At 34.3% G+C, this 15,223-nt stretch carries 6 protein-coding genes; 4 read left to right on the top strand and 2 right to left on the bottom strand.

Annotation, left to right across the window (positions count from 1 at the left end; genetic code table 11):
- Positions 1-177 precede the first annotated feature (177 nt).
- Both sprA and OD917_RS21475 read left to right on the top strand, forming a co-directional pair.
- Positions 178-7,287, top strand: a complete 7,110-nt coding sequence (gene sprA / locus OD917_RS21480) for a cell surface protein SprA (RefSeq protein ID WP_263525430.1) — start codon at positions 178-180, stop codon at positions 7,285-7,287.
- Positions 7,288-7,469: 182 nt separating this feature from the next.
- Positions 7,470-8,522 (top strand): glycosyltransferase family 9 protein, encoded by a 1,053-nt coding sequence (locus tag OD917_RS21475; RefSeq protein WP_263525429.1) that lies wholly within the window; start codon positions 7,470-7,472, stop codon positions 8,520-8,522.
- Between the two features lie 12 nt (positions 8,523-8,534).
- On the opposite strand, the gene OD917_RS21470 is transcribed toward OD917_RS21475, so the two are convergent.
- Together OD917_RS21470 and OD917_RS21465 are read right to left on the bottom strand one after the other, a co-directional pair.
- Positions 8,535-9,710, bottom strand: coding sequence for an FAD-dependent oxidoreductase (locus OD917_RS21470; RefSeq protein ID WP_263525428.1), 1,176 nt, complete (start codon positions 9,708-9,710; stop codon positions 8,535-8,537).
- Between the two features lie 80 nt (positions 9,711-9,790).
- Positions 9,791-10,642 (bottom strand): AraC family transcriptional regulator, encoded by an 852-nt coding sequence (locus OD917_RS21465; protein WP_263525427.1) that lies wholly within the window; start codon positions 10,640-10,642, stop codon positions 9,791-9,793.
- Positions 10,643-10,925: 283 nt separating this feature from the next.
- Here OD917_RS21465 and OD917_RS21460 point away from each other — a divergent pair, with 283 nt between their 5' ends.
- Together OD917_RS21460 and OD917_RS21455 are read left to right on the top strand one after the other, a co-directional pair.
- Complete coding sequence (locus tag OD917_RS21460) at positions 10,926-12,041, top strand: helix-turn-helix domain-containing protein (RefSeq protein ID WP_263525426.1); 1,116 nt, start codon at positions 10,926-10,928, stop codon at positions 12,039-12,041.
- 212 nt (positions 12,042-12,253) lie between these two features.
- A partial coding sequence (locus OD917_RS21455; RefSeq protein ID WP_263525425.1) for a SprB repeat-containing protein occupies positions 12,254-15,223 on the top strand: 2,970 nt, incomplete at its 3' end.

The raw sequence follows: 15,223 nt of genomic DNA, 5'->3' as shown, positions 1-15,223 counted from the left end.
AATTGAGAAAACCAAAAAGCTCCTTTAACCCTACGCGCCTATCAAACAAAACTACTTCTGGTAACATCCTAATTATTTCTTTTTCAAAAACCTGAAGGTGTGCACATACTTTCATCAGGATTTTTGGATATAGTATTTATTTAAACCAATAAGCAAAAGGTTATCAGGATCTGGTAAATGATTAAAAAATTATTCTTTTTTCTGATATTTTTCAGTGCTTTTATTTCAAACGCTCAAGTATCGCAAGACACTATAAAAAGTGGATTTGATATAGGAAAAATTGAAATCGAAAACCCTAAAAGCATCTTATCTTCTTATACTTACGATCCTTTTACCAATACTTATGTTTATACCGATTCTGTCGATGATTTTTCAATAAATTATCCTCTTTATCTAACTCCTGCCGAATATGAAGATTTAATGCTGAAAGAAGCTAGAAGAAATTATTTCAGGAAAAAAATGGATGCGGTTGATGGCAAAAAAAAGGGCACAGAAAATGCAAAAAAAGATTTGTTACCAAGATATTATGTCAATTCCAGCTTTTTTGAATCTATTTTTGGAAGTAATACAATCGACGTAAAACCAACAGGATCAGTAGAAATGGATTTGGGTTTATTGTATTCTAAACAAGATAATCCTGCAATCTCAACCAGAAACAGATCAAGTCTTACTTTTGATTTTGACCAACGAATTAGTCTCGGACTAGTTGGTAAAATAGGTACAAGATTAAGTGTAAATGTCAATTATGATACTCAATCTACATTTGCATTTCAGAATATGTTCAAACTAGAATATACTCCTGATGAAGATGATATTGTACAGAAAGTTGAAGTGGGAAATGTTAGTATGCCTTTAAACAGCTCTTTAATTACTGGAGTGCAAAACTTATTTGGCGTAAAAACAGCTTTACAGTTTGGAAAAACAACCGTTACGGGCGTTTTCTCTCAGCAAAAGTCAGAAACCAAAACTGTCAGTGCAGAAGGCAGCGGAGCGGTTCAAGAGTTTAATTTGTATGCCTTGGATTATGACAGTAACAGGCATTTTTTCTTATCACAGTATTTTAGAAACAAATATGATGCTACTCTAAAAAATTACCCATTAATTGATAGCCGTATTCAGATTTCAAGAATTGAAGTCTGGGTAACCAATAAGCAAAGCCGTGTTAGCACAACTGCCAATAATTTAAGAAATATTGTTGCGGTTCAGGATTTGGGTGAAGCACAATTGACTGGCCTTTCAGATGATCAGGTTGTGGTTCTGAGCCCTTCAACAGGAATGTTTAATAACGCAGCCGATTCTCCGCCTGACAATACAAATAATGATTATGATCCAGCTCAGATTAAATCTGGAAGCGGTTTATTGAATAGTAATATCCGTGAAATTGCGACTTCAGCATCTGGTTTTAATGCTACTGTAAAAGAAGGACAAGATTATTCGAAACTTGAAAATGCAAGGAAATTAACTTCAACAGAATATACTTTAAATAAGCAATTAGGATATATTTCTTTGACTCAGAAATTGGCTAATGATGAAGTTCTTGCTGTCGCATATCAGTATACTTCAGGCGATCAGGTATATCAAGTTGGTGAATTTGCAGATGATGGTGTCGATGCTACTGTGGTAACCGATTCTCAAACTATTACTACGCAAAGTTTGGTTTTAAAAATGCTAAAAAGCAGTTTGGTCAATATAAAAGATCCTGTTTGGAATTTAATGATGAAAAACATTTACCAAATTCCGAATGCTTACCAAATAACGCAAGATGATTTTAAATTCAATATTCTCTATACAAATCCTTCACAACTAAATTATATTACTCCAGTTACTTCTTTTCCGCCAAATCCATCAGACGAAAATAAAGTAGCTGAAACGCCTTTATTGAAAGTTTTTAATATGGATAGGTTAAATTCAACTAATGATCCGCAAGATGGCGGAGATGGCTTTTTTGATTACGTATCTGGCATTACAGTTGACGCTTCAAATGGGCGAATTATTTTTACCACAAAAGAACCTTTTGGTGAGCTGATTTTTAAAAAACTGACGACAAACTCATCAGAAGATTATAACAATACAGCATCATACAATGCAAATCAGAAAAAGTATGTTTTTAGAAGTTTGTACAACAATACGCAAACTGGCGCTCTTCAGGATAGTGATAAAAACAAGTATTTATTAAAGGGAAAATATAAATCTTCTGGATCAGATGGAATTTCAATTGGTTCAACCAACGTTGCAAAAGGATCAGTAATTGTTACAGCCGACGGAAGAACTTTAACCGAGGGAATTGATTATAGCGTAGATTATCAATTAGGAAAAGTACATATTCTTGATGCTGCATTATTGGCTTCAAATGCCAGTATTACGGTGACACTAGAAAGCAACTCCGTTTTTGGACAACAGACTAAAAATTTCATTGGCTTAAATATCGATCATAAAATATCAGATCAATTTACTATTGGAGCTACTTATTTAAAATACACTGAGAAACCTTATACACAAAAATCGGTTTATGGGCAGGAATCTGTTGATAACACCATTTTCGGATTGAATACCAATTTTTCTAGCGAAGTTCCTTTCTTTACCCGACTGGTCAATAAACTTCCTAATATTGATACCGATGTTCCTTCGAATCTTTCGGTTCGAGGCGAAGTTGCTTTTTTAAAACCAAATACAGCAAAAGCAAGCGATTTTGAAGGAGAGTCAACCATTTATGTCGATGATTTTGAAACTGCTGCAACAACTATCGATTTAAGTTCTGCTTATTCTTGGAGCCTTGCTTCTACGCCTGCAAATAATACTACAAGCCTTTATAATTTTAACGAAAGTGCAACAGATTTAAGTTATGGCTACAAAAGGGCAAAATTGGCTTGGTACAGCATTGACCCTGTGTTTTACACTTCTAAACCATCAGGAATTTCTAATGATGATATTTCTCTTAATTCAACTAGAAGAATTTATAAAGAAGAATTATATCCAAACACAGAAACCGAAACGGGACAAACTCTTGTTGTCAGCACTTTAGATTTAAGTTATTATCCATCAGAAAGAGGACCTTATAATAATTCGCTCAATTATTCTGCCTCTCCAAAAGAAAACTTTGGAGGAATCATGAGATCTTTAAATTCGACCAATTTCGAACAGGGAAATGTACAATACATTCAGTTTTGGGTTTTAGATCCTTATATTGGAAATGGAAAAACCAATGATGTCAATTCAGGAAAAGTCTATTTTAATTTAGGTGAAATCTCCGAAGATGTTCTTAAAGACGGAAGAAAACAATATGAAAACGGACTCGGAACAGATCAAATAATGGTAACACCTCGTGGAGTTTGGGGAGATGTTCCAGCGTCGCAATCACTAACCTACGCTTTTGATACCGATACTGCAAATCGTTCTAATCAAGATATAGGTTTAGATGGTTTAAAAAATAGTGAAGAAGCGCAGATTTATACTAACTATGCCTCAGAATCTGATCCCGCAGCTGACGATTACACTTATTATCTTAACAGTACAGGAGACGTTTTAGAACGATACAAAAAGTATAACGGAACTGAAGGAAATTCAGCTGTAAGTGCAGACGATGCCAATCGTGGATCTACAACTTTACCTGATGTAGAAGACATAAACAGTGATTTTACTATGAATACTATCAATGCTTATTATGAATATAGCATTGATATAAAACCAAACATGGAAATTGGTCAAAATTATATTACTGATATTCGAAATACTCAGGTTACATTGGCAAATGGAAATACAACTCAAGCAAGATGGATTCAGTTTAAAATCCCTATTTCTCAGCCAGAAAATACCATTGGAAGTATTTCAGATTTTACTTCAATTCGCTTTATGCGTATGTTTATGACAGGTTTTAGCGAGCCTGTCACGCTTCGTTTTGGATCATTAGATCTTCAAAAAGGCGATTGGAGAAATTATACTGAAACTTTAGACATCAATGATACCAATACAGAAGATGATAATACCGAACTGGATGTTTTAGCTGTTAATATCGAAGAAAACGACGGAAAATGTCCTGTAAACTACGTACTCCCTCCAGGCGTAGAAAGAGAACAAACGTACAGCGGTAATACTGTTATCTATCAAAATGAACAGTCGCTTGGTTTGAAGGTTTCCGGAAAAGGATTAGAAGCAAATGATTCACGTGCGGTTTACAAAAGCATCAGTATGGACATGAGACAGTATAAAAAACTTAAAATGTTTTTGCACGCGGAATCATTAACTGGTCAAACGCCACTTGCAGATAATCAGATGAGTGCTTTTATTCGTTTAGGAAATGATTATACAGAGAATTTTTATCAGATTGAAATTCCATTAAAAGTTACACTTTCATCAGGCTGTTCGTATTTGAGTCCAGAAGTTGTTTGGCCAGAAAGCAATGAAATCGATTTGTCTTTATCACTATTATCTCAACTAAAAATGTTGTACAAAAAAATAGCAACTGCCGATCTTCCCGCTGACGGAATTTACTATTTAGACGAAGATAATGAGAAACTTGATCCTTCTTTAAGCAGCAAAACAAATAAGCTGCGATTGGGGGTAAAAGGAAATCCAAATCTGGGATATGTGCGAACTTTAATGATCGGAATTAAAAATAACGATCCTCATCAGGATATAAAAGGAGAAGTTTGGTTTAATGAACTTCGTTTGGCAGAAATGGACAATACTGGCGGAATGGCCGCTGTTGTAAACATTGATTCTAACCTTGCCGATTTTGCAACAGTTTCGGCGACAGGAAAAATGAGCACAATTGGTTTTGGATCTTTGGAACAAACTTCTTTAGAAAGAAGTCAGGAAGATGTACAGCAATATAACTTGCTTACGAATGTTAATTTTGGAAAATTGATGCCAAAAAACTGGGGAATTACCCTGCCGTTTAATTATGCTGTATCTGAAGCTACAATTACGCCAAAGTATGATCCTGAAAACCCTGACATTACACTTCAAACTATGCTGAATACGGCAGAAAGTGAAGCAGAAAGACAAAACATTAAAAACAGAGCGATTGATTATACAAAAACCACAAGTATCAATTTTATTGGCGTTAGAAAGGAAAGAAAGCCCGAACAAAAAGCTCATATTTATGACATAGAAAACTTCACGTTTTCGCAGTCTTTTAATGAAACTTCAAGTCACGATTACGAAAGGGAAAGCTATGTTGACCAAAGAAGCAATACAGCTTTGAATTATGATTATAGTACAGAAACAAAAACTGTTGAGCCTTTCAAGAAAACAGAATTCATGAAAAAGAGCAATTATTGGAAGCTTTTGAGTGACTTTAATTTTAATTATATGCCTTCAAATATTACTTTCAATACCAATATTTTAAGGCAATTTAACCAGCAGCAATTTAGACAGACTGATGTTGAGGGAATCGCTTTAGATCCTTCATACAGCAGAAATTTTGAGTTTAATATACAGTATGGCTTTACTTTTAATTTGACAAAATCTTTAAAATTAAACTTTACCTCTTCGACCAGTAATATTGTAAAAAACTATTTAGACAGTAACAATCAGCCTATAGATGGTTTTAAAATTTCGGATCATTATTTTGATATCGGAGAACCAAATAAACATGTTCAAAAACTGGTTGTAAATTATGAAATTCCTATCAGCAAAATTCCTCTTTTTAGTTTCGTAAAAGCTAATTTAACTTATACTGGCGATTATAACTGGCAGCGATCATCTGAAGCGCTAACTAAAATTGAAGTTGATGGCGTTACTTATAATTTGGGAAATACTGTTCAAAATGCAAATACAAGCAATTTGAATGCTACTTTCAATATGGAGACTTTATACAAGTATTTAGGCATTTCGAAAACTGCAAATAATAAAAACAATGTACAGAAAGCCACTGTCGTAAAACCTGGAGAAAAAATTGTAAAAGCAAATACTGTTGAAAATACGAACAAAAACACATTTGTAAAAATGCTGTCTGGAGTATTAACAAGTGTAAAAAACATTACTTTAAATTTTAGCGAAAATAATGGAACTATTTTGCCCGGCTATCTTCCAACTTCTGGCTTTATGGGATTTTCTAAACCTACGTTAGGATTTATTTTTGGAAGTCAGCATGACATTCGTGATGAAGCAGCAAAAAAAGGCTGGCTGACCAATTATCAAGAATTTAATCAAATGTACTCTACTTCTCAGAGCAAAATTTTTAAAGGAACAGCCAATATCGAATTAATTCCAGATTTAAAAATTGATTTACAAGCTAATAGATCGTATTCCCAAAATTTCTCAGAACAATATGATATAAGCAACGGACAATACAATTCGAGATCTCCTTATACTTCGGGAACTTTCTCCATTTCTACAGCATTGATAAAAACAGCATTTTCTGCCAGTGATGAGAATGGTTCTGAAGCATTTGAAAATTTTAGAAAAAACCGAATAATAATCGCCTACCGACTTGCTGAAAGAAGAGGAATAAATGTAAATAACGGCACTAATATTGGCTCTGACGGATTCCCTTTAGGATATGGAAGCACCAATCAATCTGTTTTATTGGCTTCTTTTCTTGCTGCGTATACGGGAACTAATCCTAACGATGCAGCTTTGGGAATATTTAGAAACTTCCCAATTCCAAACTGGTCATTAAAATATAATGGTTTGATGAGGTATAATTTTTTCAAAAACACATTTAAACGATTTTCGCTACAGCACAGTTATCAGGCAACTTATACTGTAAATGCCTTTAATTCAAATTATAATTATGCTAAAGATCCAAACGGAATGGATGATAATGGTAATTATTATAACCAAACGATTATGTCTAATGTTACTTTAACAGAACAATTTAATCCCTTTTTAAAAGTCGATTTTGAAATGAAGAATTCATTTAGACTTCTCACGCAAATCAACAAAGACAGGTCTTTATCAATGAGTTTTGACAATAATAATTTGACCGAAGTAAACGGAATAGAATATGTTGTAGGAGTTGGCTATCGTATTAAAGATGTAGTTTTCACTTCTAGATTAGCTGATAATCCTACAAATACAGTAAAAAGCGACATTATAATAAAAGCCGATTTGACGCTGAGAAACAATCAGACCATTGTGCGTTATCTTGATTACGATAACAATCAGTTGGTCGCAGGACAAAATATTTGGACCTTGAAAACAACTGCAGATTATTCGTTAAGCAAAAACCTGACTATGATATTCTATTATAACCATTCTTTTTCTAAACCTGTTATTTCAACTACCTATCCTTTAACTACAATTAGTTCAGGACTTACTATTCGATACACTTTTGGAAATTGATTTCAAATTTTGAGTTTTAAGATTTTTTCAAAAACAAAATTCTGTAAAATCAAACTATTCGTCTATGAAATTCCTTAGCCAGTATATTTAATGTGCTGATCCAATTATAGATAATTACTTTTAAATCGAAATTAGGAATTCGGCGAAAGCCATATATAAAAGATTGAAAAGATACTTTAAAAATGGATTTTAAAATAAAAACTAATAACGTGCGTAGTTTTGCAATGCAAACCTTAACGCAATTTACAGGTTGCACCAATTCTTTAAAAAAGATTGGTCCTGTTAAAAATATTGGACAAATCTTAATCTGCCGAACAAGTTCTAAACTTGAAGATCTTTTATTAATGAGTCCGCTTTTAAAAGAGCTGTCAAACACCTATCCTACTGCAAATATTGATTTATTTGTAAAAGGCTCTAAGGCTACAGAAATATTCAAAAATTACAACAATATCGACACTGTAATTGAACTTCCTGAAAAATCGTTTCAACAGCCTTTGGAATATTTAAAATGCTGGGGAAAACTTAGAAAAAAAAAATATGATCTGGTAATAAATGCCGATAAATCATCATGGCTTGGAAGACTTGCAGTCAAATTTACAAGAGCCCGATTTAAACTTTACGGTGATACTTTAAGCGAATCTGCAGCTTTAATCTTTTCAGATTACAAGCACGCGGCAAAAACTTCTGTATATGATTTCCGATTTTCGGTATCGAAAGATGGCATTTTTGAATGGAATGAGAAAGTTCCTAATCTTGATTTGAAACTAGATTCATCTGAGATGTCTGAAGGAAACAGAATTTTCCGCAAAATAGCTCCTGCTGCAAAAAAATCAATCTGTATTTTTACCTATGAAGAAGGAGAAAAACGCCATTCTGCAGAATGGTGGGAGGAATTTTACCAAAAAGTGCGAGGAAGTTTTCCTTCTTATGCCCTTATAGAAATTCTTCCCACAGAAAAAGTTTCTCAAATTGGCTTTAAAGCCAAATCATTTTACAGCAGCGACATTCGAAAAACCGCTTCAATTATAGCCAATACATCTATTTTTATTGGTGCCGATAATGGAATTATGCAATTGGCAAGCGCAGCAAAAGTGCCAGTTTTAGGTTTGTTCATTACAGATCCAGAAAGATATGCTCCTTACAACAATTACAGTTCTGCAATCGAAACTAATGAAGATAGCATAGATAATATTGTGGAACTTATCGATACTATTCTTCATCATCGTTTAAACTAGTTTTGTCGCGTATTATTTAGATTTAAACATTTCAACCAATTCATCAATGGATTGCTGTGACGGAGAAGCGAAATCCTGAATACCATCAATTGCATCCTTGCCAAGAATTTCTGCTCTTGATCTCATTTTTAATTCAAAAGTTCCTATTGCAGATTTCAAATCACTAAATTGAGCGCTGCTAAGACATTCGCTTAAATCTAAAGCATCAAGCATGGCAGTATTTACTCCTTCTCCAGAAGGCGGCATTAAATGAGCCGCGTCGCCAATAAGAGTAACATTTTCATTTGGTTCCCATTTTTGATCTGTTGGAAAATAATTTAACGGACGCATTACAAAATTGCGACATGATTTGAATAATTCGAAAAATAAAGGATTCCAGTCTTCATAATACTTTATTAAGTAATTATAAACCTCATCAGCATTATTGAAGTCAATTCCGTTTGACTCTAACCAATTTTCAGCATATAAAGAAGCTGCATAAAAAGTCAATCCTCCATTGCCCATTGGCTGTACAGCAATAGTTTTTCCTATGTCCATTGCAATAAGATTTGCATTATCTACTAATTCATAAATTTCAGGACAATCTATTTTAGGATTTTCAATTTCTCCCTGAATAATTGCTGCTCCAGAATACAATGCTTTTATATCGGTTACATAACTTCTGACTTTAGAACGATAACCATCTGCTCCAATTACAATATCTGCAAAAGCTGTGTTTCCATTTTGAAATTTCAATTCCCATGAACTTTCAATTTTATTCATGCTTAAAAATTGACTGTTCCAAACAACAGTTTCTGGCAGCAAATTCTCAATTAGCATATTTCTTAATGCGCCTCTGTCAATTTCTGGTCTAAAATGTTCATTATCAAAATCATCTTCGCTTGTATTTTCCTCGACAAAAATATTGGCATCTTTATCAACTAATCGATATCGATCAGCGCCTTTCATATAATTGGCTTTGAATGCTTCTATCAAGCCAGCTTCTTTCATCACTTTTAGACCTGAATCAAAATGCAGGTCAACTATTGAGCCTTGAACTCTACTATTTTGGTTAAAGTCTCGTTCATAAACTTTAACTTCTGCGCCCTTCATCTGCAGCAAACGCGCAAGTGTCAGTCCGCCTGGACCCGCACCTAGTATTGCTATTTTTTTATTCTCTAAAAGATTTATTCCTTTGATTGTTTCCATTTTTTACTTCCTATTTTTTCAGGTACAAAGGAAACGCGTTTCAAAAGCATAAGCAATATCAAAACGAAGGAGATATAGAACTAATCGAGGTTTTTGTTTCGAAATGCTATTGGAGACATGGACGCTATTTTAGAAAACAAACGTGCAAAATAAGAATAATCATCGTAACCTAATTCAGATGCAATTTCCTTGATGGATTTATCCGAATGATGAAGCAGACGTTTTGCTTCCAAAACAACACGCTGCTGAATATGATAAGAAGGCGGATAACCTGTTACTGTTTTCACGCATTCATTGAGATAAGGAGTAGAAATATTCAGTTTATCAGCATACGAACTAGGTCTTTTTATTTTGACGAAATTTAATTCTAATGCCGCTTTGAAAGTCTTGGCAACAACTTCAAATCTTGAATAGTTATCTGTTGATTTTGACTGTACAGCATATTGCGAAATTATTAATGCTACTAATGTATTAGTACTTTCTTTCAAAATGGAACCATATAATTTTTCATGCTTCCTTTCTGAAAGTTTCAAACATAATGAAGCACTTTCTTTTAGAATAGAAAAAGCTTCTTCTGTTAACGACAATGCATTTACCGGAGAAAGTTCTTCAAGCAGTTTTAAATATTCAGGACGGAGATTTTCGATAGTGATTATCCAGCTGGTTACTGTCGCTTCTTCAAATGAAATGAGACGATGTACTTGATCGGGATGAATAAAAACAACTGAAGATTCTTTTATCTCTTGTTTTTGAAAATCAATTTCAATATTTGTACTGCCTTTTTCCTGTAAAATAAAGGTGTATCCTCCATCTCGATGAGATCTTTCTACTTCTTTAGAATCAGGTACACCATTAAATATTCCCTTTCCGATTATTATCCCTTCTTTAAACTCCGAAGGAATTGTATTTACAGGAATAGATTTTACTTTCATTTATTCATTTTTTATGGACAAATCAAAGTTAATTTATTTATTGCTTGGCAATTTTTAATAAAGAGTTAAAAAAGGAAATATTTAAATGGTAATCGGTTCTAAAGAAATAACTCTTTTAAGAAAAAAATATACTAAGTAATTTAGTTTGTGTTTCTTATTTTTTACGATGGAAAGCGGTTGATTTATTAACCGTTTTCTTTATTTTATTTTATATGAATTTAAGGATTCAAATTTATCCGAAAAATTAGAATACTCTTTTAAAAATAATATATTTGCGGACATTATGCTCCAACTCAAATTAAAGAATTGGCTTAACCAATTTAAGCAATACTTTTTTACATATAGTAACGGCTTTTATCACTTGCCATACAGTAGCAAATCTCCCGAAGCACTAATCGAGAGTTTTGCCAACTATCCTTTTATAAAGCATAATAAAATTAGACAAAGCATTTATGCCAATACCCCCTTTTGTGAAGGAGGGTTTAGCTATCAAAAACTTGAAGAAGGATGTTGGATAATTTATTCCAAAATGAATTATAAAACCAACGTTGCCTTTGATTTGGTTTATGATAATCCTGATGAGAAAAAAATTGAAGATAAAGGCTATTATATGTTGAGCCTTAATCATATCTCAAATCTAATTAATCTTGATAAAAAAATTTGTGAAAAACAACTTTGTTTTTCCAACTATAGTTGGACATTCTTTAAGCCAAAAGAACGAAATTGTGATCTGAATTTTAAAGGTTCAAAAAATAAATATATAACACTGTATTTTAATGATGAATGGCTACAACGTAATCTTGCTCAAAATAATCTTTTTACCGAAGGAGGACTGAATGACTTCATATCGTCTGATGAAGCTTATATAGCATGGCCACTTAATGAAAATGCTGATGTAATCAAAAACTTTAGCCATTTTGATAAAGTAATGAACCTTAACGGAGAATCTTCTTCTATAGATTTTTTACAATTAAAATTTTCAACAATAAACTTAATTTTCGATTTTTTTAAACTCTGTAAAGAGCAGAAAATTATAGAAACCCACTCTCCTATTGATTACGATGATAAATTTAGCATCAATAGGGTTGAAAACTATCTTACTAATCATTTATTTGACAAATTTCCTGGCATTGATATTCTGGCTGAAAAATTTAAAATTTCAGAGAGCAAATTAAAAAGTGAGTTCAAACAGTTTTTTGGAAAACCAATCTATAAATACTTTCAGGAAAAACAAATGGAGCTTGCTAAAGAGCTTATCATCGAAAATAGACTTCTTATAAAGGAAATAGCTTATAAATTCAACTACGAAAACACAAGCAAATTTACAGCTGCTTTTAAAAAATGTCATGGAATTCTGCCAAGCGACTTGCAAAAGCAAGAGTTAAACATTGCAGATTAAATTTTCAATCTTATTTTTTTAAACTTTTTCTGACCGAAAAACTTTTCGGGCTATTCATTTTACTTTAACAAACTTTTCGGATTACCAACGAGCTAATCTGCTGATTTAAATTTGCCTCTTAAATTCCTCTGATTTTAAGCTATTATTTAAAAAACAGTGGAGTATTAATGCCTTTTGCCTTAAACCTAAAAATCAATAGCCCCTTTATGCGTATGAAGAAAAAACTACATTTAATTTTTGCGTTAACTCTTATTCATTTTTCCTCAGCCAATCTGTTTGGACAAATCGGAGGAGTCTTAGTTAATTTAAATCAAACTGATGTCACTTGTTATTCATCAGATGGATCAATTACAGCTGTTATTCCATATTCTTTTTTAAATCCGCCTCCATATACTTACAGCTGGTCAAACGGAGCTACAACTCAAACTATTTCTAATTTAAGTCCAGGCACTTATAGCGTAATAGTGACAGATTCTTTTCAGCAAACTGGATACGCATCTGCCATTGTAAAATCATATAAGGAAATAAAAGCAATTGCAGTCCAAACAAATGCTTCATGTGGAGGAACTTCATCAGGTTCTGCAACTGTTGCTGTAAAAAATGGGTCTGGTAATTATACTTACCAATGGAATACAATTCCTGAACAAACTACTCAATCCGTTGCAAATCTTGCAGCAGGTAACCATATTGTAACTGTAAAAGACAATTTTTCTGGCTGTACCACGACTGCTGAAGTAAATATAATTCTTGATCCCACAACACCTGTGGGCGATCCTGCCATTTATGGCAATAATATATGGAATGTATATGCATGGAATGAAGGAACTTTTAACAACCTTCCTTGGTCATCTGCATATTCAGGCTACTTTACGGCCGATACATTAAATTTTAATTCAGAAGATTATTTCGAAGATTATGATACTCCTTCATCTGTTCCTGGTTATCAAGGTTGTCGAGTAAATGGCAACAATCATTCATGGAGTGCAAAAAGACAAGGATTTCCTTGCGGATACTACAAAATAGATATTCCAATGCATGATGACTGGGTCAGATTATACATTAATGATCAACTGATATGGAGTGATGATAATTGTTGTGAATCACACACAAATGTTTGGGAAGGTTATCTAGACAGTAACAGTAAAATTGAATTTAATATAGCAGAGAATGAAGGCCAGTCAAGAGGAAGCATTAAATTAAATTTGATTGAGCCAACTGCACTCATTACCGATGTAACATGCTATGATGGAAACGATGGAGCAATTAGCTTAACTCCTCTTACAAATGGAACATATTCTTATGCATGGAATGATGGAATAACTACAAAAGACAGAACAGGTTTGTCTGCCGGAAATTATACTTTAAATATTACAACGCCTAATGGTTGCATCGAAACTAAAACCTATACTGTATCTCAACCAAGCGCAATAGCAATTATTTCAACAAAAACTAATATAAGCTGTCATGGCGAAAATAACGGTTCAATAACAGCTAGTGCAACAGGAGGTACAGGAAGCTATACATATAAATGGAACACTACTCCTGCTAGTACAGCTGATACCATTACAGGATTAACAGCAGGAACTTATACTGTAACAGTAACAGATTCTAAGGGCTGTATTTCCACTGAAAGTTTAACAATTACTGAGCCTGACGCTTTAGCCGCTTCAGCTACACAAACCAATATACTGTGCCAAGGAGGTTCTAACGGAACAGTTTCAGTAAGCGTTTCTGGAGGATCAGGAAGCTACAGTTATATTTGGTCTCCATCAGGAGGAACTTCTGAAACGGCAAACGGACTTGCTGCAGGAAATTACACCTGCACCATTACTGATGCCAATGGATGTTCCATTACAAAGGACTTTACAATTACAGAGCCTGACGCTTTAGCCGCTTCAGCTACACAAACCAATATTTTATGCCATGGAGATTCTAGCGGAACTGCTTCAGTAAGCGTTTCTGGAGGATCGGGAAGCTACAGTTATATCTGGTCTCCATCGGGAGGAACTTCTGAAACGGCAAACGGACTTGCTGCCGGAAACTATAGCTGTACCATTACTGATAATAATGGATGTTCTATTGCAAAGAATTTTACAATTACTAAGCCTGACGCTTTAACTGCTTCAGCTACACAAACCAATATTTTATGCAATGGAGATTCTAGCGGAACTGCTTCAGTAAGCGTTTCTGGAGGCTCAGGAAGCTATAGTTATATCTGGTCTCCATCGGGAGGAACTTCTGAAACGGCAAACGGACTTGCTGCTGGAAATTACACCTGCACCATTACTGATGCCAATGGATGTTCCATTACAAAGGACTTTACAATTACAGAACCTGACGCTTTAACCGCTTCAGCTACACAAACCAATATTTTATGCCATGGAGATTCTAGCGGAACCGCTTCAGTAAGCGTTTCTGGAGGATCGGGAAGCTACAGTTATATCTGGTCTCCATCAGGAGGAACTTCTGAAACGGCAAACGGACTTTCTGCCGGAAACTATAGCTGTACCATTACTGATAATAATGGATGTTCCATTACAAAGGACTTTACAATTACTGAGCCTGATGCTTTAGCCGCTTCAGCTATACAAACCAATATTTTATGCCATGGAGATTCAAGCGGAACCGCTTCAGTAAGCGTTTCTGGAGGATCAGGAAGCTACAGTTATATCTGGTCTCCATCAGGAGGAACTTCTGAAACGGCAAACGGACTTTCTGCCGGAAACTATAGCTGCACCATTACTGATGCCAATGGATGTTCCATTACAAAGAACTTTACAATTACAGAACCTGATGTTTTAGCCGCTTCAACCACACAAACCAATATTTTATGCCATGGAGATTCTAACGGAACCGCTTCAGTAAGCGTTTCTGGAGGATCAGGAAGCTACAGTTATATCTGGTCTCCATCAGGAGGAACTTCTGAAACGGCTAACGGACTTACTGCTGGAAATTACACCTGCACCATTACTGATGCCAATGGATGTTCCATTACAAAGGACTTTACAATTACAGAGCCTGACGCTTTAGCCGCTTCAGCTACACAAACCAATATTTTATGCCATGGAGATTCTAGCGGAACCGCTTCAGTAAGCGTTTCTGGAGGATCGGGAAGCTACAGTTATATTTGGTCACCGTCAGGAGGAACTTCTGAAACGGCAAACGGACTTGCTGCTGGAAAT

It is taken from the genome of Flavobacterium sp. SH_e (assembly GCF_025717045.1).
Taxonomy (GTDB): Bacteria; Bacteroidota; Bacteroidia; order Flavobacteriales; family Flavobacteriaceae; genus Flavobacterium.
Note: the sequence above shows the minus strand (reverse complement) of the source record. Positions and strands in the feature narration are given on the sequence as shown.

Bases quoted from the DNA above. Each gene is read 5' to 3' on its own strand.
- sprA (WP_263525430.1), top strand. From the start codon at position 178: ATGATTAAAAAATTATTCTTTTTTCTGATATTTTTCAGTGCTTTTATT.
- OD917_RS21475 (WP_263525429.1), top strand. From the start codon at position 7,470: ATGGATTTTAAAATAAAAACTAATAACGTGCGTAGTTTTGCAATGCAA.
- OD917_RS21470 (WP_263525428.1), bottom strand. From the start codon at position 9,710: ATGGAAACAATCAAAGGAATAAATCTTTTAGAGAATAAAAAAATAGCA.
- OD917_RS21465 (WP_263525427.1), bottom strand. From the start codon at position 10,642: ATGAAAGTAAAATCTATTCCTGTAAATACAATTCCTTCGGAGTTTAAA.
- OD917_RS21460 (WP_263525426.1), top strand. From the start codon at position 10,926: ATGCTCCAACTCAAATTAAAGAATTGGCTTAACCAATTTAAGCAATAC.